Annotated in this window: 16 protein-coding genes and 1 tRNA gene; 1 reads left to right on the top strand and 16 read right to left on the bottom strand. The window is 70.4% G+C overall.

The annotated features are described in order from the left end of the window. Nucleotides 1-36: 36 nt before the first annotated feature. The 7 genes from CGQ25_RS06375 to CGQ25_RS06345 all read right to left on the bottom strand — a co-directional run bounded on the left by CGQ25_RS06375 (nt 37) and on the right by CGQ25_RS06345 (nt 6,733). Nucleotides 37-630, bottom strand: a complete 594-nt coding sequence (locus CGQ25_RS06375; RefSeq protein ID WP_208712317.1) for a dienelactone hydrolase family protein — start codon at nt 628-630, stop codon at nt 37-39. A gap of 51 nt (nt 631-681) precedes the next feature. After that, nucleotides 682-1,731, bottom strand: coding sequence for an LLM class flavin-dependent oxidoreductase (locus tag CGQ25_RS06370; protein WP_208712316.1), 1,050 nt, complete (start codon nt 1,729-1,731; stop codon nt 682-684). 117 nt (nt 1,732-1,848) lie between these two features. Further along, nucleotides 1,849-3,750 carry an FAD-binding monooxygenase gene (locus CGQ25_RS06365; protein WP_208712315.1) on the bottom strand — a complete coding sequence of 634 codons (1,902 nt, stop codon included), beginning with the start codon at nt 3,748-3,750 and terminating at the stop codon, nt 1,849-1,851. 187 nt (nt 3,751-3,937) lie between these two features. Then, a complete protein-coding gene (locus CGQ25_RS06360; RefSeq protein WP_208712314.1) occupies nt 3,938-5,314 on the bottom strand; it encodes a wax ester/triacylglycerol synthase family O-acyltransferase in 1,377 nt (458 codons plus the stop codon). A 237-nt stretch (nt 5,315-5,551) separates the two neighbouring features. Beyond that, nucleotides 5,552-5,625, bottom strand: a tRNA-Pro gene (locus CGQ25_RS06355). Nucleotides 5,626-5,773: 148 nt separating this feature from the next. Continuing rightward, a complete protein-coding gene (locus CGQ25_RS06350) occupies nt 5,774-6,118 on the bottom strand; it encodes an ester cyclase (RefSeq protein WP_208712313.1) in 345 nt (114 codons plus the stop codon). 18 nt (nt 6,119-6,136) lie between these two features. After that, nucleotides 6,137-6,733, bottom strand: a complete 597-nt coding sequence (locus tag CGQ25_RS06345) for a TetR/AcrR family transcriptional regulator (protein WP_208712312.1) — start codon at nt 6,731-6,733, stop codon at nt 6,137-6,139. Between the two features lie 100 nt (nt 6,734-6,833). Here CGQ25_RS06345 and CGQ25_RS06340 point away from each other — a divergent pair, with 100 nt between their 5' ends. After that, entirely contained in the window at nt 6,834-7,961 is a 1,128-nt protein-coding gene (locus CGQ25_RS06340) for an ABC transporter permease (RefSeq protein ID WP_208712311.1), read from the top strand. Between the two features lie 27 nt (nt 7,962-7,988). Here the strand turns inward: CGQ25_RS06340 and betT are convergent, their stop codons facing one another. The 9 genes from betT to CGQ25_RS06295 all read right to left on the bottom strand — a co-directional run bounded on the left by betT (nt 7,989) and on the right by CGQ25_RS06295 (nt 19,087). Continuing rightward, nucleotides 7,989-10,235: a choline BCCT transporter BetT gene (gene betT / locus CGQ25_RS06335; protein WP_208712310.1), complete on the bottom strand. Its 2,247-nt coding sequence runs from the start codon at nt 10,233-10,235 to the stop codon at nt 7,989-7,991. Between the two features lie 177 nt (nt 10,236-10,412). Next, entirely contained in the window at nt 10,413-11,960 is a 1,548-nt protein-coding gene (der, locus tag CGQ25_RS06330; protein ID WP_208712309.1) for a ribosome biogenesis GTPase Der, read from the bottom strand. 31 nt (nt 11,961-11,991) lie between these two features. Next, nucleotides 11,992-12,819, bottom strand: a complete 828-nt coding sequence (gene cmk, locus CGQ25_RS06325; RefSeq protein WP_255405618.1) for a (d)CMP kinase — start codon at nt 12,817-12,819, stop codon at nt 11,992-11,994. Continuing rightward, complete coding sequence (locus tag CGQ25_RS06320; protein ID WP_208712308.1) at nt 12,801-13,901, bottom strand: prephenate dehydrogenase; 1,101 nt, start codon at nt 13,899-13,901, stop codon at nt 12,801-12,803. Before CGQ25_RS06320 ends, cmk begins: the two co-directional genes overlap by 19 nt. A gap of 14 nt (nt 13,902-13,915) precedes the next feature. Further along, complete coding sequence (locus tag CGQ25_RS06315) at nt 13,916-14,950, bottom strand: pseudouridine synthase (RefSeq protein WP_208712307.1); 1,035 nt, start codon at nt 14,948-14,950, stop codon at nt 13,916-13,918. Nucleotides 14,951-15,078: 128 nt separating this feature from the next. Next, nucleotides 15,079-15,636 (bottom strand): SMC-Scp complex subunit ScpB, encoded by a 558-nt coding sequence (scpB, locus tag CGQ25_RS06310; RefSeq protein WP_208712939.1) that lies wholly within the window; start codon nt 15,634-15,636, stop codon nt 15,079-15,081. Continuing rightward, nucleotides 15,626-16,588, bottom strand: coding sequence for a ScpA family protein (locus tag CGQ25_RS06305; RefSeq protein WP_208712306.1), 963 nt, complete (start codon nt 16,586-16,588; stop codon nt 15,626-15,628). The genes scpB and CGQ25_RS06305 overlap by 11 nt, the downstream gene beginning before the upstream one ends. Further along, nucleotides 16,575-17,474 (bottom strand): ParA family protein, encoded by a 900-nt coding sequence (locus tag CGQ25_RS06300; protein ID WP_208712305.1) that lies wholly within the window; start codon nt 17,472-17,474, stop codon nt 16,575-16,577. Before CGQ25_RS06300 ends, CGQ25_RS06305 begins: the two co-directional genes overlap by 14 nt. Nucleotides 17,475-17,707: 233 nt before the next feature. After that, entirely contained in the window at nt 17,708-19,087 is a 1,380-nt protein-coding gene (locus CGQ25_RS06295; protein ID WP_208712304.1) for a cation:dicarboxylate symporter family transporter, read from the bottom strand. Nucleotides 19,088-19,205: the final 118 nt, after the last annotated feature.

Raw genomic sequence — 19,205 nt, 5'->3', positions numbered from 1 at the left:
CCCGGACCGGACTCGACGCTCGCGCCCGTCGCCCTGTCAGGATTGCGTTGGCGGCCCGACCGCGTCCAGGAACGCCAGGACCCTCTCAGCGAGGAGGGCCGCCTGCTCCGGCCGGAAGCTCGGCAGCATCGGCTCGGCGAAGTAGTGCTGGTCGCCGGGATAGGGGAAGAGCTCGCCGGAGTCGGCCTGCGAGACGAGATCCCGCGCCGCCTCGAGATCCCCCTCCTCCATGAACAGAGGGTCATGGTCCATGGCGTGGACCTGCACGGGAACGCCCTTCGGCCACGCGCTTCCGAATTCCGTGAGTGGGAGGCACGAGTAGAAGAAGAGCGCCCCGGCTGCACCCGGGCGCGTCTGGGCGAGCTTCTGCGCCGGGAGGACGCCGAGGGAGAATCCGGCGTAGACAAGGTTCTCCGGCATGGACGACGCCGCCTGCTCGCCCCGGGCGATGAGCTCGCCGATGCCGATGGACTGGGCATGCGCGACCCCCTCCTCCACGGTGGCGAAAGTCCTGCCGTCGAACAGGTCAGGCGTGGTGACGGTGTGGCCGTTGCGGAGGAGCGTCTCGGCGAACGATGCGATGCCGGACGTGAGGCCGAGCGCATGATGGAACAGGAGGACGTCTGCCATCCCGCCACGCTATCGGGCACGCAGGCGTCCGGCCAGAGGCGAGGGGAAGGGTCAGTCCACCGGATCGCCCTGGACGGGGCCGTCCGTGTTCGGCTTCCAGCCGAGTTCGGGAGCGACGTGCTTCGCGAACGATTCAAGGATGTGGAGGTTGTAGTCGACCCCGAGCTGGTTCGGGACCGTGAGCATGACCGTGTCGGCAGCCATCACGGCGGAGTCGGCTCTGAGCTGCTCGATGAGGTCGTCCGGCTCTGCGGCGTAGGTCTTGCCGAACGTCGACTGGAAGCCGTCGATCACCCCGATCTGGTCGGCGTCAGTGCGCATCCCGAAGTACATGGCGTCCTTCGAGTTCACGATCGGGAAGATGCTGCGGCTCACCGAGACGCGGGGCGGCCGGGTGTGGCCTGCCGCCTTGTACGCCGCCCGGTAGGCGTCGATCTGCTCGCGCTGGAGTTCGTGGAACGGCACACCCGTGGCCTCCGTGAGGAGAGTCGAGCTCATCATGTTCAGTCCCAGCTTCCCGGTCCACTCGGCGGTGGTGCGGGTGCCGCTCCCCCACCAGATCCGGTCGCGGAGGCCGGGCGAGTGCGGCTCGACCGGCAGAAGGGTCCCGGCCGGCGCCTGGCGCGGGTCGGCAGGGGCGATGCCCTCCCCGTCGATGGCCTTGAGGAACAGCTCGAAGTGCCGCCGCGCGAGGTCGGCGCCGCGCTCGTCCGTCGATCCGGTGTAGCCGAACGCCTCGTAGCCGCGGAGGGCGGGCTCGGGCGACCCTCGGCTCACGCCGATCGCGATCCGCCCGGCGCTGATGATGTCGAGCGCCGCGAGCTCCTCGGCCAGGTAGAGGGGGTTCTCGTACCGCATGTCGATGACCCCGGTACCGACCTCGATGTGCTTCGTCCTGGCTGCGATCGCGGACAGCAGCGGGACCGGCGCCGCCTGCTGCGGGGCGAAGTGGTGGACGCGGAAGTAGGCGCCGTTCACGCCCAGCTCGTCTGCGCCGACTCCGAGGTCGAGGGCCTGGCGGATCATGTCCGCCGCCCCCCGGGTCTCGGATCCGCGGAACGCGCCGTAGTGGCCGAAGGAGAGGAAACCGAACGCTTTCACGTGAAGCCTCAACCTTTTTCGGATCGCGTCTATTCCTCGACAAGACCCGCCGAGGGAACGAGACCCGCCGAAGGTCAGCGTGGCCCAGGCACCTGCCCGGGCCACGCTGCCGTTCTGTCAGACGGTCTGGGCCTTCTTGGCCCCCAGGACGCCTGCGAAGAACTCCCCAAGCTCGTCAGTGGCAGACAGGGGCAGGACATTGGCCACGTACTGGTCCGGGCGCACCACCACGACCACGCCCTCGCGGTCGATCCCGCGCTCCTCGAAGATGTCCTCGTCCTTGAGGGTGCCGAAGACGTTCTCGAGGTCGTTGAGCTGGAACGGGCCCACCTGCGGCTTGAACACCGCCGGGACGTCGTTGAGGTCGAACGAGCGGTGGTCGGCCTGGTACACCACCTTGACGTCGAACCACGCGTTGCGGTCGAGGCCCTCGGGGGTCGCGGCCACCGGCGAGGCGGGGTCGGCGGCGAGCCAGTCGGCGAACTTCGCGAGCGTCGAGTCGTCCGCACCCGGCTTGGCGGAGTCGGCGAAGACGTAGATGCGCCAGCGCCCGTCTGCGGCCGCGAGGTGGCCGAGGTGCAGCGGGTTCGTGTCGGAGATGCGCACGGCCTTGGCCGACTTGAAGCGCTTGCCGATGGGGAAGCCGGTGGCCAGCGCCTGGTGCTTCGCCTCGCCCACGATCATCGAGTGCGTGTACTCGGTCATGAACCCTGCGGGGAACTCCGCGGTGCGCACGTAGAAGTCCGCGAGCTCCTGGGGGTTCTCGAACTCCTCGGGCTTCTTGGCCATCATGGAGGACCAGGTGCGGTCGAAGTCGATGAGGTTCTGGGCGATGACCTGGCGCTCGGCGGTGTAGGTCGAGAGGAGGCTCTCGGGGCTGCGGCCCTCGAGGACGTGGCCCAGCTTCCAGCCGATGTTGAAGCCGTCCTGCATCGACACGTTCATGCCCTGCCCGGCCTTGGCGCTGTGCGTATGGCAGGCGTCGCCGGTGATGAAGACCCGCGGAGTGCGGGTGCCGGCCAGCTCGGTGGGGACGTCGTCGAAGCGGTGGGTCACGCGGTGGCCCACCTCGTAGACGCTGCTCCACGCGACGCTCTTCACGTCCACGGAGTACGGGTGGAGGATCCTGTTGGCCTTCTCGATGATGGTCTCGAGCGGGGTCTGGCGGATCTTGCCATGGTCGTCGTCCGGCACCACGCCGAGGTCCACGTACATCCGGAACAGGTAGCCGCCCTCGCGCGGGATGTGGAGGATGCTGCCGCCGTCGTGGGACTGGATGGCGCACTTCGTGCGGATGTCCGGGAAATCCGTGTTCGCAAGGACGTCCATGACGCCCCACGCGTGGTTGGCACGGTCGCCGCTCATCTCGCAGCCGATGGAGTCGCGCACCTTGCTGCGCGCGCCGTCGGAGCCGACGACGTACTTGGCGCTGATGGTGCGCTCCTGGCCTTGGTTGTCGGGACCGGAGCCGACGATCCGCACGGTCACCGGGTACTCGCCCTCGCCGATCTCGAGGCCGAGGAACTCCCAGCCGTAGTCCGGGGTCATCCGGGTCGGGGAGTTCTTCATGACCTCGGCGAAGTAGTCCAGGACGCGGGCCTGGTTGACGATCAGGTGCGGGAACTCGCTGATGCCCATCTCGTCGTCGACCGCGCGGGAGGTGCGGACGATGTTCTGCGGGTTCTCGGGGTCCGGGCTCCAGAAGTTCATCTCGGTGATGTGGTACGCCTCGGCGATGATCTCCGGGGCGAAGCCGAACGCCTGGAACGTCTCGACGCTGCGGGCCTGGATGCCGTCGGCCTGACCGATCTCAAGGCGGCCGGGCCGGCGCTCGATGATGCGCGTGGTCACATCCGGGAACTGCGAGAGCTGGGCCGCGGTGATCATGCCCGCGGGACCGGTGCCGATGATCAGGACGTCGACCTGGTCCGGCAGCTCCTCGGGGCGGTTGAGGCCGACGCCGGCGGCGGGCTGGACCTTCGGGTCCGTGGAGACATAGCCGTGATGGTGGAACTGCACGGTCTTCCTCACTTCTCTGTGGGGGTGGCGATGTGCCGCCGCTAGCTGATATGTTCGATATTAGAAACGCACGTTCGCATATCGCTCAATCGATAGTAAGCTGGCTCACGGCTGGGTTTCAAGCCGCGGCGTCGCGGAGGCCGCGCCGCGGAAGCAGCACCAGCCGGAGGAGTGCGGGTGAGTGAGGTCAGTCGTCGGAGAGCAGCGCCAGCTCCTCCGCGACGGCGGCGACGAGGCGGTCCGCGTCGGGGAGGGCCTGGGCGTCGGTGGTGACGGCGACGGTCAGGTCCCCGGCGTAGCTGATCATCGCCGCCGTGGCGCGGACGTCGAGGGCCACCGGGACCCAGGGGATGACGGCGAGGACGCGGCGGCCGGCCAGGTACTGGGTCTGACCGGGGCCGCGGAGGTTGGTCGCGGCGACGTTGACCCTGCCCTGCCGGGACCGGCCGTAGGCGGTGCCGGCACGGGCCAGCAGCGGAGCGGGGATGTGGTCTGCCATGGCCGCGAACGCGGCCGTCGCCTCAGCCACCCTCCGGGCCTTCTGCTCGGCGGTCCGCGCCGTGACGGCGGCAAGCCGGGCCACAGGGTCGGCGAGCTGGACGGGCAGCTCGACGAACATCGCCGAGGTCAGATTGCGCACCGCTCCAGGCCGGCGTCGGTCAGGGCCTGCAACGGGCACGATGGTCCGGAGCACCACTGTCCGGAGGTCCTCTCCCCGGTCCAGCAGGAAACGTCGGAAGGCGCCGGCCAAGGCTGCGAGGAAGACGTCGTTCACGGTGCAGCCCGCGGTGCGTGCGCGCCGCTGGACGGCGGCGAGGTCGGCGGTCGCCCATCCCCATAGCCTCTCGGCGCCCAGAGGGCCGTTCAGGACCGACGGCGGAAGGTCTGGGCGGATGACCTGGGCCAGTCCGAATCGGACGGCCCGCAGCTTCTGCAGCGCGGCGCGGGGGGCCAGGAGCGAGCGCACGGCGAGCCGGAGCGTCCGCAGCGCGAGGCCGGCCGCCCAGACGGGGAGGTCGACGGCGAGCTGGACCGTCGATGGCTTCGGCCGAGGCTGGGCGGCCGGGGCAGCAGCGGGAACCCTGCCAGGGCCGTCGGCCAGGAGCGCCTGCACGAGGCCCACGCCGGACCGGCCGTCGACCATGGTGTGATGGGCCTTGGCCACCGCAGCCCATCGCCCGCCCGCGAGTCCGTCGACCTGCCAGACTCCCCACAGCGGGCGGCGCGGGTCGAGCCGGGGAGCCATGAGGCACGCCACCGCGGCGCGGAGCTGGTCGTCCGAGCCCGGCTCGTCGAGGCAGTAGTGCTGCACATGGTCGGAGGCGTCGAATCCTTCGGCGTCGACCCAGATCGGACGTCCGAGCCCGAAGGGCATCGGCAGGACACGCCGGCCAAGGATCGGCAGGGAGGCGACCCGCTCCGCGACGTGGTGCCGGAACTGCTCCGGGCTAGGGGCTGGTCCTTCGAGGATGAGCACGGTGCCCACGTGCAGCGACTGGGCCCCAGTCTCCAGACGCAGGAACAGGGAGTCGAGGGCGCTGAGCCGATCGCGCGACCTCGGCATACGCCCTCCTGCCGTCCACGGAACCGTCCCCGGAGGCCAACTGCTTGACCTCCGTGAGCGGCGTCGTGGGGCCGGCGTCGTCCCCCCGGCGTCGGCCCGTTCGGGATGCCCCTCCTCGAGGCTCCTCCGCACAGTCAAGCCCCCCGGTGTGCGGCAGGCTAGGGACCAACGGCCCGGTCCGCGCCGGGGAGGACGCCAAAAGCCCCGGCGAGACATCGTCTCGCCGGGGCTTGTTCGTCGGGCTGACAGGATTTGAACCTGCGACCCCTTGACCCCCAGTCAAGTGCGCTACCAAGCTGCGCTACAGCCCGAACATCGCACGCCTAACACGATCACTTTCGCTCTCGCGCCCGGCCAAGCAACCGCTCCAGCATATCCGACGAGGGCGGATCGCGCGAATCGGGAGGAGGTCCGCGTGGCTCCTTGACGGGGGCCCGTCCGGCCAGTCATCGCCCGTGATCAGGCGTCCGTCGCCGGCGTCGGACGGCGCAGCGCGCCTACCTGGGGCATGAGCGCGAAGCGGTCGGGCACGCCCCAGTGCTCCGCCATGCGGCCGCCCTCGAAGCTCGCGATGTCGATGACCGTCAGCACCAGTTCGCAACCCGTGGGCGGCTGTCCCATGACGGGCACGGAGTGAGTGCCCCTGGACGTCATGCGAACCCACAGGGTGTTCCCGTCGAGGACCTGGTCATCGATCGTGCAGGCGACGTCGGGGATCATGGCCCGCACGCCGCGCACCACCGCGTCGTTGCCTGTGGCGAAGCCCTCCATGATGAGGCGGGTGAAGACTGCGAGTGGATCCACTCGGACATTCTGCGCCGGTCAGAGGCTGGCGAGTAGGGCCCGCGCCGACTCGACGTACCGCGCCTCGATCCCCGGGCCCCCGAGGGCGGCCTGGACGGCGAAGCCCTGGATCAGTCCCATGACAGCGGGGGCGAGGCGTCGCGCCTCGGAGGCTGCGGCGTCGGCCGCCCGGCCCCGGGAGGCGGCGAGCCACGCCGTCAGATAGTACTCGATGTGCGCGCGGATCTGGGCGATGATGTCCCGGGCAATGGCGCCCAGCTCGTCGTTGCGCACGGCCTCTCCCCACACCTGGACGGCGACCCCGGGAAAAAAGTCGGTGCTGGCCAGACCTCTCATGAGGGCGGTGACGGCCTCGGCGGGAGGGGGAACGGGGTCGTGGCCCCCGAGCTGCTCGAGCGCGGTCATGCGTTCGCCGAAGACCCTGCGGCCGACGTCGACGACCAGCTCCTCTTTTGAGCGGTAGTACACGTACACGGCGCCGGCGGAGAGACCGGCCGCGGCGATGATGTCCGCCATCGACACGTTCGAGAAGCCCCTGTCCGCGACGCAGGCCAGGGCCGCCGCCTGGATCCGCTCGCGCATGGCCGCGCGGTGCTCCTCGCTCACTTTCGGCATGAGGCTACGGTACCGCAAAGAAAACGAATGATCATTCTTGACGCATTGCGGCGCCTGAGGACAATAGAGAACAGGCATTCGTTTTAGCGAGAGGGCGATCATGTCCACCAGAACGCTCACCCCACGCGCCCCTGCGCACCGGGACGGCCCCGCCCGCGGCGCTCACACGCCATGGAGGCACGCCCTCCGCACGGCGGTCCTCGCGGCCATCGCAGTGTGCATCGTGCTCCTGGCCTTCGCATGGCCGAGCGTCACGGCAAAGGTCCAGAACCTGCCCGTCGCTGCGGTCGGCACGCCGGAGCAAGTCGCGCAGGTCACGTCCAAGGCGCCCGCGGGCGCACTCGACGTGCGGACAGCGGCGAGCCGCGACGAGGCGGTGGAGCTCATCCGGACGAAGGAGGCCTACGGAGCGGTCATCCTCGGGAACGCACCCGAGGTACTCATCGCGAGCGCCGCGAGCCCGGCCGCCGCGCAGGCCCTGACCCAGGTGGGCCAGCAGATGCAGTCCCAGATCCAGGCGCAGGTCATCGCCAGGCTGCAGGAGGCCCTCGGCCAGGCTGCGCAGCACTCGGCCCAGGGCCCCGGGCCAGCGGCTCCGCAGAGCCCGGCGGCCCAACAGGCGCCCCAGGCGGCGACGCCCACGGTGGCGGTGACCGACGTCGCGCCCCTCTCCCCCGACGACCCCCGCGGCACCGGGCTCGCCGTCGCCGGCCTGCCGCTCGCCATGGGCGGGATGATCGGCGGCGTGCTCATCTCGCTGCTCGTCTCCGGGACGTGGCGCCGGCTCGGTGCGATCACCGCCTACGGCGTCCTGGCAGGGCTGGGCCTGGCGGGGATCCTGCAGGGCTGGTTCCACATACTCCAGGGGAGCTTCTGGGCCAACGCGGGGGCGATAGGCCTCGGGGTCGTCGCCACCGCGGCGATCATCGTGGGCCTCAACGCGCTGCTGGGGCGGCCTGGCCTCGCCCTCGGCGCGGTCATCACGCTCTTCGTCGGCAATCCCCTCTCGTCGCTCACCCAGCCCAAGGAGTTCCTGCCGGCGCCGTGGGGCGATGTCGGGCAGTGGCTCGTCCCGGGCGCGTCGGGCACGCTCCTGCGCGACCTCTCCTACTTCCCGGAGGCCTCGGCGCAGTTCCCATGGCTCGTCCTGGCCGGCTGGGCCGTGGTCGGCGCTGTGCTCATCGCCGTCGGGCACTTCCGCAACGAGCCCGCGGTCGCCGAGGTGTAGGGTGCCGCGCGTCCCGGGCGCCCCCGCTCAGGCGGGCGCCTTCTCCGGCTCGGCGTCGAGCGGCACGCTCGGGACCTGGCCGGTGGTGAGGTCGACTGGCGGGGTGAGCATCGATGCCGCGGAGTGCTCGGCGGAGTACGCGAGGAAGCCCAGGTGCGCCTCGTACCGGTCCAGGACGTCGTCGATGACCTGCTGACGGGTCACGCCCATGAGGTCGTAGCCCTCCGATCCGGTCTGGGTGAAAACCTCGAGGCGGTAGTAGACGTCTTCCTCCTGGTTCACCCGGCCGCCGAACATCGGCACGGGCGCCGCGACCGCCGCAACCTCGTAGTGGAAGCTGCGGTACTCGTCCATGCTGACCACGAGGGTGTGGGTCGGGATGCCCGTCCCCTCCCCCGCGGCGGTGACGAGGCTCGCCACGTAGCCCTGCTGGGTGAGCTCGAGGGCGACGTCCCGCAGCGCCGGCTCCACCGTGCGCTCCATGAACAGCGCCACGGACTTCTTCGAGGGATAGGACCGGAGCCCGGCCAGCCGCTGGCGCCAGCTCCGCTCGGGCACCGCGCCGCCGGTCGCAGCCGTGGACCTGCTCCGCAGCGCGCGCCCCTCCCGCTCGGCGCGTTCCATCCGGAGGGCCTTCGAGAAGGACGCCATGACGAGATAGGCGATGACCGTCACCGGCAGCGCGAAGATCAGGGTGGCATACTCCATCGTGGTCACACCCCCGGCCATGAGCATGGCCACGGTGAGCACGGCAGTGAGCACCGCCCAGAAGATGCGCAGCCACTTCGCCCCGTCCTGGCCCGGGTCCGGGATCGACGACGAGAAGTTGGACATCACCATGGCGCCGGAGTTCGCACTCGTGAGGTAGAACAGCAGGCCGGACAGCGTCGCGAGGCCGATGAGGAAGGGCGCGCCGGGGAACTTCTCCAGGAGGGCGTACCAGCCCTGCTCGGGGCTCTCCATCGCCAGGGTCGCGAAGTCCATGTTGCCGTGCATCACCTCGTACAGGGCGCTGTTGCCGAAGATCGCCACGATGAGCAGGTCGCACAGCACGGGCGCGGTGATGGCCGCGATGACGAACTCGCGCAGCGTCCGGCCGCGGGAGATGCGGGCCAGGAACAGGCCCACGAACGGGCCCCACGCGAGCCAGAACGCCCAGAAGAAGAGCGTCCAGACCGCCATCCAGGAGGAACCGCCCTCCTCGTAGGCGAAGGTCTGCAGCGTGCGCCCCGGGAGCGTGGCGACGAAGCGGCCGATGTTCTCCACGGTCGCGTTGAGCACGAACGAGGTCTGCCCGGTCACGAGGATGTACAGCAGGAGCGCACCGGCGCTCCAGAGGTTGAGCTCGGAGATGAGGCGGATCCCCTTGTCCACGCCCGAGGTGCAGGCGGCGATCGTCATGACGACAGCCACCACCACGAGGGCGATCTGCAGGCCGAGGCCCTGCTCAAGCCCGAACAGCGTCGCGAAGCCGACGTTGAGCAGCACCACGCCGATGCCCATCGACGTCGCGACCCCGAAGACCGTCCCGACAAGCGCGAAGATGTCGATCGTGTCGCCGATGGCTCCCCGCACCCTCTTGCCCAGCAGGGGGTAGAGGGCGGCTCGGATGGACAGGGGCATGCCCCACCGGTACGCAAAGTAGCCCATGGCCATGCCCAGCAGCGCGTACATGGCCCAGCCGGCCACCCCGTAGTGGAACATCGTCCAGACGACCGCATCCTGGGCGGCCTCAGGGGTCTGGCCGGAGCCCGAGGGCGGCGCGATGTACTGGGTGATCGGGCCCGTGACGGAGTAGAAGAGCATGTCGATGCCGACTCCGGCCGCGAAGAGCATCGCCACCCAGGTGAACAGGCGGTACTGCGGACGCGAATGGTCCGGGCCGAGCCGGACGCTGCCCTCCTTGGACAGCGCGACCCACACCACGAACAGGATCACGAGCGTCACGGTCAGCACGTAGAACCATCCGAGGTTCGTCGCGATCCACTCGACGACCGCATGCATCGTCGAGGCGGCGTGCCCCGGCATCGCCATGGCGCACACCGAGAAGGCAAGGATGATGGCGGAGGAGATGACGAACACCCTCCAGCGGACCCTGGGTCCCCGACTCTCCCCGAACTCCTCCGGCCCTCGTCCCAGCTCGGCGCTGGAGACTGGAGGCCGGCCCTCGCCCCCGCCGGTCCGGCGACGCTCGGTTCCCCCGAGCCGGCTGCGTTCGATCGCCGCCCTCGGCGACGTGGTGTCGAATCCCTGGATATCCGCTGTTTCTGCCACTCATCCTCCTGTTCTCTGGCCGTCGCATCGTCAGGAGTCCGGGCTGTCCGGCGGTCCGACGGAGCGCTGCCAACCTTCCAATGGTACTACCTTCAACCTTTCTGGTATCCCGGGAAGCACGACGGCGGCGCCTCACCCGCGTGGGTGAGGCGCCGCCGTCGTCCGCGGTGGTGGCCGTTACTTCTTCTTCGAGCGCCTCTCGCGCACGCGCATCCCGATCTCGATCGGGGTGCCCTCGAAGCCGAACGTCTCGCGCAGCCGGCGCGTGATGAAGCGGCGGTAGCCCGGGTCCAGGAACCCGGTGGTGAACAGGACGAACTTGGGCGGGCGGCTCTGCGCCTGGGTCCCGAACAGGATGCGCGGCTGCTTGCCACCGCGCACTGGATGGGGATGCGCGGCCACGAGCTCGCCCAGGAACGCATTGAGCCGACCGGTCGGGATGCGGGTGTCCCATCCCTCGAGCGCCTTCTCGAGCGCCGGCACGAGGCGGTCCCGGTGCCAGCCCGTCTTCGCCGAGATGTTCACGCGCGGAGCCCATTCGACGTGGGCGAGGTCCTTCTCGATCTCACGCTCGAGCCAGCGGCGCCGCTCGTCGTCCATGAGGTCCCACTTGTTGAATGCGATCACGAGCGCGCGCCCCGACTCGATCGCGAGGTTGAGGATGCGCACGTCCTGCTCCGCGAGCACCTCGTCCGCGGCGAGGAGCACGACGGCGACCTCCGCCTTCTCGAGCGCGGCCTGCGTCCGCAGGGACGCGTAGTACTCCGCGCCCTGGGACATGTGCTGGCGGCGGCGGATGCCCGCTGTGTCGACGAAGCGCCACGTCTTGCCGCCGAGCTCGATGTACTCGTCGATCGGGTCGCGCGTGGTCCCGGCCATCTCGTTCACGACCGCCCGCTCGGAGCCGGCGAGCTTGTTCAGGAGCGAGGACTTGCCCACGTTGGGACGGCCGATGAGGGCCACGCGGCGCGGGCCGCCCGAGCGTTCCACCCCAGCGACGGCCGAGAACTCCGGCAGCACCTCCAGGGCGGCGTCGAGGAGGTCGGCGACGCCGCGGCCGTGCAGCGCCGAGACGGGCCAGGGCTGGCCGAAGCCGAGGCCCCACAGGACCGAGGCGTCGGCCTCCTGGGCAAAGTCGTCGACCTTGTTGGCCACGAGCAGGACCGGCTTCTTGGACTTGCGCAGCATGCGCATGACCGCCTCGTCGGTTGCGGTCGCCCCCACGGTGGAGTCGACCACGAACATCACGGCGTCGGCGAGGCCGACGGCGATCTCGGCCTGCTCGGCCACCATGGCGTGGATGCCCTTGGCGTCGCGCTCCCAGCCGCCGGTGTCGACGAGGGTGAACTTCCGCCCGTTCCACTCTGCCGGGTAGGACACGCGGTCCCGCGTGACGCCGGGGACGTCCTCGACGACCGCCTCGCGCCGGCCGAGGATGCGGTTCACGAGCGTGGACTTGCCCACGTTGGGCCGGCCGATGATCGCGAGCACGGGGTCCATGCGCGTGGGCGCGTCCGGGTCCCACTCCTCGCCGAGGCCCGCAAGGAGGCGCGCGTCCTCGTCGTCGAGCTCGTAGTCGTCCAGCCCGGCCCGGAGCGTCGCAGCACGCTGCTCCGCCTCGGAGTCGTCCATTGCGGCGAGGTGCTCGGCGACCTCGTCGGTGCCCTCGGGCACGAACTCGTCGTCCTGGGCCGATGAGGATCCGGTTTCCACGGATTCGGTCATGTGAGTCTCCTTGACATCTCTGGGGGCCGGCTCAGGCGCCGGCCGGGCGGCCGCCGACGGCCGCGTGCACGACGCCGAGCACGGCGTCGACGGTCTGGTCGAAGTCCAGGTCGGACGAGTCGACGGTGAAGACGCCGTCCGCGGCCTGGGTGAAGCTCGCGACCGTCGAATCCTTCGCGTCCCGCGCGACGACCTGCTCGCGCAGCTGCTCCGCGGTCTGGGTCCCGCCGAGCTGGGCGCCACGGCGGCGCATGCGCGCCTCCTCGGAGGCCGTCAGCAGGAGCCGGACCTCGGCGTCGCGCGCCACGACGGTGGTGATGTCCCGGCCTTCGACCACCATGCGGCGGCCGTGGGCGGCGATGAGGGCGCGCTGGCGGCGGATGAGCTCGTCGCGGACGCCGAGATTCGTGGCGACGGCACTCACGGCGGAGGAGATCCGCGGCTCGCGGATCTCCGCGGTCACGTCGTGGCCGCGCACGACGACGCGCTCCGCGTCGGCGCTCGTGCTCAGCTCGAGGTCGAGCGCCCGCGCGGCGGCCTCGACGAGGGCGCCGTCCGCGAGGTCGAGGCCCCGCTCGAGGCAGTCCCACGCCACGGCGCGGTACATCGCCCCCGTGTCGAGGTACGCGAGCCGCAGCCGGCGCGCCACCTCCTTGGAGATGCTCGACTTCCCCGAGCCTGAGGGCCCGTCGATCGCGACGACGAGGGGACGGCCCACGCGCAGCGGCTGGCCCGACTGCGCCGGACCGCCGCCGGGGCCCGGGGTGTACCGGACGGACGTCCCCTCGGACGTGCTCGCCGAGCTCAGCGACCCACCGTGCTGCGCATCCTGCCGCGCGCTCATTGCAGTACCCGCCATCCGCGCTCCTCCAGTTCCGTTACCAGTGCATCGTGCTTGCTCGGGAGCACGGAGATCTCCACCATGCCCACGTTCCGGCCCGACGAGTGGTCGAGGCGGAGGTCTTCGAGGTTCACCCCGATCTCGCCGATCTCCGTCAGGAGCCTGGCGATCTGGCCCGGGCGGTCGTCCACGAGCACCGTGAGCCAGGCGAAGGCATGCGGCGGTCCGCCGTGCTTGCCCGGGATCCGTGCCTGCCCGGCATTGCCCTCCGCCATGAGCTGCGCGAGGTCGAGCCGCGCACCCGGCGCCGCCGGGGCCTCGAGAGTGCGGATGAGCCGCTCGACGTCCTCGCGGACGCCGTAGAGGTGCTCGACGATCTTCGGCGCGTTCGCCCCGAGGATCTGCACCCAGAGGCCCGGGTCGCTCGCGGCGATCCTCGTGGTGTCACGGAGCCCGTTGCCCGCGAGGGCGAGCAGGCGCAGGTCCGTGCCCTGCAGCCGCGAGGCGAGCAGCGAGGACATGACCTGCGGGAGGTGGCTCACGAGGGCCACCGCCTCGTCGTGCTCCTCGGGGCCGAACTCGACCACCGTGGCGCCGAGGTCAGCGCCGAGCGCCTTGGCCGCGCGGACGGCGTCGGGCGCCGCCTCTCCCCCGGGGCACACGACCCAGGGCATCGACGTGAACAGCTCGCCCCGGGCGGCAACCGGCCCGGACTTCTCCCGCCCGGCCATGGGGTGCGTGCCCACGTAGCGGGACAGGTCCACCCCGCGCCCGCGGAGGTCGGCGAGGATCGCGCCCTTGACGCTCGCAATGTCCACGACGACGGCGCGCGGCCACCGCTCGAGGGAGCGCGCGACGACGTCGGCGGTCACGTCGGGCGGCGCGGCGACGACGACGACCTCGGGCTGCGCACCTGGGTCCGCCTCCAGCTCCGCGACCGGCCGTCCGGCTCCGATGTCGACCGCGACGGCCTGGTTGGTCGGCGAGGGGTCCTCGAGGAACACCGGCACGCCGCGGTGCTCGAGACCGAGCCCGATGCTCGTTCCGAGAAGGCCCGTGCCGATCACGACGACGGGCCCGTGAAGGTGGGTGACAGCCATTCTCTCGTCCCGGATCAGAGACCCACGGCCGCCATGAGGTGGCCGATCTCCTGCTTGCCGAGGCGGCGGACGGTGCCCTGCTTCTGGTCTCCGAGGCCGATGGGACCGATCTTGGCGCGCACGAGGCGCTGGACGGGGAACCCGACGGCGTCGAACATGCGGCGCACGATCCGGTTCTTGCCGGAATGGAGCACGACCTCGCACAGCACGAAGCCTGGGGTCGAGTCGACGAGCCGGAACGAGTCGACCTTCGCAAGGCCGTCCTCGAGCTCGACGCCGCGGCGCAGCTGGGCGCCGACGCCCTGCGGCATCGGGCCGCGCACCTGGACGACATAAGTCTTGGGCACCTCGTAGGACGGGTGCGTCAGCCGGTTCGCGAGCTCGCCGTCGTTGGTCAGGGGCAGCAGGCCCTCGGTGTTGGTGTCGAGCCGCCCGACGTGGAAGAGCCGCTCCGGCGAGCCCGGGCGGAGGTAGTCCGAGATGCACGGCCGGCCCTCGGGGTCGTCCATCGTGGACACGACCCCGCGCGGCTTGTTGAACGCCATGTAGACGAGGTGCTCGTTGGTCTGGACCCGCACGCCGTCCACGTGGATGACATCGGTCTCGGGGTTGACGCGCGAACCGAGCTCGGTGACGATCTGCCCATTGACCTCGACGCGGCCCTCCGCGATGAGCTCCTCGCAGACGCGGCGCGACGCGACGCCGGCGTTGGCCATGACTTTCTGCAGGCGCACGCCCTCCTCGCTCATCTCGGCCCGCGACCGCGGCGTGTGCTGGGGCAGCGGGGTGGGCGACTTGCGGCCCCCTGCGGAGTCCCGCTGCGGCTTGTCCCTGCGGACGGGGCCGAGGTTCTTCCCGAAGCGCTCCCCCGCGAACGGCGCCGCACCGGATCCCTTGGCCTGGGGGCGATCGCCCCGCTTGCGCGCGGGCGACTTGGGGGCGCCCTTCGCGCCTCCGCGCGCGGCGCCGCCGCGCGAGCCGGCGCCCGATGAACCGTTCCTGCGAGGGTGTCCTCCGTTGGGTGAACCCTGGCGTCCCGCCTGTGTCATGACCAATGCCTTTGCAGTATGAAGCGCCCGGGAATCCGGGGTGGCCGGAGGGACGCGTTGGTAGGTGAGGGCGAATGCCCGCAGTCAAGGATACCGGATGGCCCGCTCGGCGCCCCGGCGGCCCGCGGTCAGGGGTACGCGCCGTCGATCGAGCCGAGCTCGTCGAGCCCCGGGAGGTGCGGGGAAATCTGGGGCAGCTCGGCCACGGAGCCGATCCCGAGCCGCTCGAGGAAATAGGAGGTCGTGGAGTACAGGATGGCTCCCGACTCGGGGTCCGTGCCAGCCTCCTCGACGAGTCCGCGGGTCACGAGCGTCTTGACCACCGAGTCGACGTTGACGCCCCGGATCGCGGCGACCCGCGAGCGCGCCACAGGCTGGCGGTACGCGATGACGGCGAGCGTCTCGAGCGCAGCCTGAGTGAGCCGCGCGGTCTGTCCCTCGATGACGTAGCGGGACACGATCTCCGCGAAGTCGGGCCGCGAGTAGAAGCGCCATCCCCCTGCCACGGACCGCAGTTCGAATCCCCGTCCCTGGCGGTCGTACTCCCCCGCGAGGCGGGAGAGGTGGGCCTCGACCTCCGGCTGCGGCACGTCGAGGACGCTCGCGAGCTCGGCCGCGCCCACCGGCTCGTCGACCACCATGAGCACCGCCTCGAGCGCGGCTCCGATCCTGCCCTCATCCGTCATGGCCATCTTCCCAGCTTTCGTCGTTCTCGGACATGCCGCCCGGCACGGCGGGGATGGCGGCGCCGTCGTACTCCTCGCCCATCCGCTCCGAGGTCCAGCTGGCGGCGGCGGTCCAGCGCACGCTCAGCTCCGCCAGCGGGGCGGCCTGCTCGAACGCCACCGCGCGGTCACGGAAGAGCTCGAGCAGCGCGAGGAAGCGCACGACGACGACCAGCCGGCTCGCGGCGTCCGCCGTGAGGGCCCGGAAGCTCAAGGGGCCGGCAGCCTGCAGGCGGAGCCCGATGAGCTCGGCCTGCTCGCGCACGCTCACGGGAGGAGCGTGGAGGTGCTCCACGCCGACCTCGCTCGGCGCCTCCTCCTTCGGCGCGAACGCCCTCGCGGCAATGGCCGCGAACTGCTCGGGGGTGTGCTGCCACACGAGATCGGGCAGGAGCGCGGCGAAGGACGGCTCGAGGGTCACGGTCCGGGGGTAGCGGCGGCCCTCCTCCTCGAGGGTCGAAGCGAAGACCGCTGCGATCTCCTTGAAGGCCCTGTACTGCAGGAGGCGCGCGAACAGGAGGTCCCGGGCCTCGAGCCGGGCCACGTCCTCCTCGTCCTCGACCTCCCCGGCGGGAAGCAGGCGGGCGGCCTTGAGGTCGAGGAGGGTCGCGGCGATGACGAGGAACTCGCTTGCCTCGTCCAGGGCCCAGTCCTCGCCGCGCTCCTGGAGCGCGCGGATGTACGCGATGAAGTCGTCCGTGACGGTCGCCAGGGCCACCTCGGTGATGTCGAGGCGGTGCTTCGCGATGAGCCCGAGGAGCAGGTCGAAGGGGCCGGTGAAGTTCTCGAGGCGAACCTCGAACCCGCCGCGGTTCCCGGACGGCTGGTCGCCGGGGAGTTCGGGCGAGAGGTCTGCGGATGCCGGCCGCGCGGCGTCGTGCGCCGTCCCCGCCTCCTGGCTAGGGGGCGCCACCGCGGGCCACGAGCTCGCGGGCCAGCCGGCGGTACGCCTCGGCGCCCGGGTGGTTGGACGCGTAGCGGGTGATGGGCTCGGCGGCGACGGTTGCGTCGGCGAACTTGATGGTGCGCTTGATGACCGTGTCGAAGACCTTGTCGCCGAAGGCCTCGACCAGCCGGGCGAGGACCTCGCGGGAGTGGAGCGTGCGGGCGTCGTACATCGTGGCCAGGACGCCGTCCACGGTGAGGCGCGGGTTCAGGCGGTCCTGGACCTTCTCGATCGTCTCGACGAGCAGGGCCACCGCGCGCAGGGCGAAGAACTCGCAGATGAGCGGGATCACGACGCCGTGCGCGGCCGTGAGCGCGTTGACCGTCAGGAGGCCCAGGGAAGGCTGGCAGTCGATGAGGATGACGTCGTACTCGTCCTCGACACGCCGCAGCGCGCCAGCGAGGACCTGTTCGCGCGCGACCTCGGTCACGAGCTGGACTTCGGCCGCCGAGAGGTCGATGTTCGCCGGGAGGAGGTCGACATTCTCGACCTCGGTGTGCCGGATCGCCGAATGGACGTCGACGTGGCGGTCCATCATGACGTTGTACACGGTCGTCTCGAGCTCGTGGGGGTTGATGCCGAAGCCGGCCGAGGCAGCACCCTGCGGGTCGAAGTCGACGATCAGGACCTTGCGGCCGTACTCCGCGAGCGCGGCGGCGAGGTTGATGGCGGAGGTGGTCTTGCCGACGCCGCCCTTCTGGTTGACCATCGCGATGATGCGGGCCGGGCCGTGGGAGGACAGGGGCGCGGGCTCGGGGAACTCGCGCAGGGGCCGCCCAGTGGGGCCGAGCTCGGTCCCGGCGATGTCTGCGGAAATGCCGTCCAGAGTCGCTGCGCTCTGCTCTGTGCTCACGTAACCATCCACACTTTCGATTCGCTTGCTGGGCTGGCTTGCCTGCGGCGTCCTTGAGTCCTCAGCCTACACAGCCGCAACACGCATCCCCGGGACCTTGACAAATGCCCCTCCGGCGCGCCTCACCTTCAACTGGAACTTCAAGGTTTCCGCTCCGGACGCGGCTGAGGGCCACCTCGTGTGGGTCGATGCCAGGCAAAGACCCACGGGAGGTGACCCTCAGGCGGGGCGGGTCAGGTGCGGGCGGGCTCGCCCGGCGCGCCGACGACGTCCTCGCTCTCGGGCTCGCCGCCGTGGCCGTGCCCGGCGAGCATCGTCGTCTCGTCGAACGGGCGCCGGCCCGAGAGGACCTCGCCGACGCGGTCCGTGTCGATCTCCCGGGTCCACGTGCCCATCAGGACGGTGGCGACGGCGTTGCCCGTGAAGTTGGTCAGCGCGCGGGCCTCGGACATGAAGCGGTCGATGCCGACGATGAACGAGACGCCGCCCACGAGCTGAGGCGCGTGCGCCTGGAGGCCGCCGGCGAGGGTCGCGAGGCCCGCGCCGGAGACGCCGGCCGCACCCTTGGAGGCGATGATCATGAACACGAGGAGTCCGATCTGCTCGCCCAGGGCGAGAGGCTGGCCCATGGCCGTGGCGATGAACAGGGACGCCATCGTCAGGTAGATCGCGGTGCCGTCCAGGTTGAACGAGTAGCCCGTCGGAACCGTCACGCCGACGACCGGCTTGGAGACGCCGAGGTGCTCCATCTTGGCGATGAGGCGCGGCAGGGCGGCCTCAGAGGAGGACGTCGAGACGATGATGAGGTACTCGCGGCCCAGGTACTTCATGAGCTTGAAGATGTTCACGCCCGAGACGACCTTCAGGATCGTGCCGAGGATGAAGACGATGAAAAGGATGCAGGTGATGTAGAAGGCGACCATCAGCGTCAGCAGGCTCAGGACGGCCTTCCAGCCGGTGGCGCCGACCACGGCGGCGATGGCACCGAAGGCGCCGATCGGGGCCAGCCACATGATCATGATGAGGATGCGGAACACGAGCACCTGCGCCTGGCGGATGAACTCGAGCAGCAGCGCGCCGGTCTTGCCCATGCGCTGGAGTGCGAAGCCGACGAGGAGCGCCACAAAGAGCGTCTGGAGGATCTCGCCTGAGGTCAGGGAGGACACGAGCGTCTTGGGGATGATGCCCAGCAGGAAGTTCGTGGTGTCCGCGGACTCGGTCGCCTTGTACGTGGCGTCCTTGAGGTTCAGGCCCTCGCCCGGGTGGATGAAGTTGCCCACCACGAGGCCGATCGCGAGCGCGAAGGTGCTCATGACCATGAAGTACAGGAGGGCGAGCCCGCCGACCTTGCCGACGGTGGCGGCCTTCGCGATCGAGCCGATGCCCAGCACGATCGTGCAGAAGATGACCGGGGCGATCATCATCTTGATGAGGGCCACGAATCCGTCGCCGAGCGGCTTGAGATCCGCAGCGAACCCGTCCTTGCCGGGGAAGAGGAGGCCGACGACGACGCCGAGCACGACGGCGACGATGACGGCGATGTAGAGGACGTGCGTGCGGTCGGCAGGCTTCTTGGCGGGCGCCCGCTCGGGGGCCGTTGGCGACGTTGCCACGGGATGCTCCTTGATACCTTGGCTGAGGCCCGGTGTGGGCCTGTTCACCCCCTACTCTTTCCCGCGCTGTGACAGACCTCACCGTTGCGGTCATATTGGTCACAGGAAACCCCCGACA

Origin of the sequence: Sinomonas sp. R1AF57, from assembly GCF_002224485.1 — a bacterium.
Taxonomy (GTDB): Bacteria; Actinomycetota; Actinomycetes; order Actinomycetales; family Micrococcaceae; genus Sinomonas; species Sinomonas flava.
The sequence above is the reverse complement of the archived record's forward strand: the minus strand, read 5'-3'. Positions and strand labels throughout refer to the sequence as shown.

Bases quoted from the DNA above. Each gene is read 5' to 3' on its own strand.
- cmk (WP_255405618.1), bottom strand. From the start codon at position 12,819: ATGGCGGGTACTGCAATGAGCGCGCGGCAGGATGCGCAGCACGGTGGG.
- CGQ25_RS06315 (WP_208712307.1), bottom strand. From the start codon at position 14,950: ATGACACAGGCGGGACGCCAGGGTTCACCCAACGGAGGACACCCTCGC.
- CGQ25_RS06375 (WP_208712317.1), bottom strand. From the start codon at position 630: ATGGCAGACGTCCTCCTGTTCCATCATGCGCTCGGCCTCACGTCCGGC.
- CGQ25_RS06340 (WP_208712311.1), top strand. From the start codon at position 6,834: ATGTCCACCAGAACGCTCACCCCACGCGCCCCTGCGCACCGGGACGGC.
- CGQ25_RS06320 (WP_208712308.1), bottom strand. From the start codon at position 13,901: ATGGCTGTCACCCACCTTCACGGGCCCGTCGTCGTGATCGGCACGGGC.
- der (WP_208712309.1), bottom strand. From the start codon at position 11,960: ATGACCGAATCCGTGGAAACCGGATCCTCATCGGCCCAGGACGACGAG.
- CGQ25_RS06360 (WP_208712314.1), bottom strand. From the start codon at position 5,314: ATGCCGAGGTCGCGCGATCGGCTCAGCGCCCTCGACTCCCTGTTCCTG.
- CGQ25_RS06345 (WP_208712312.1), bottom strand. From the start codon at position 6,733: ATGCCGAAAGTGAGCGAGGAGCACCGCGCGGCCATGCGCGAGCGGATC.
- scpB (WP_208712939.1), bottom strand. From the start codon at position 15,636: ATGACGGATGAGGGCAGGATCGGAGCCGCGCTCGAGGCGGTGCTCATG.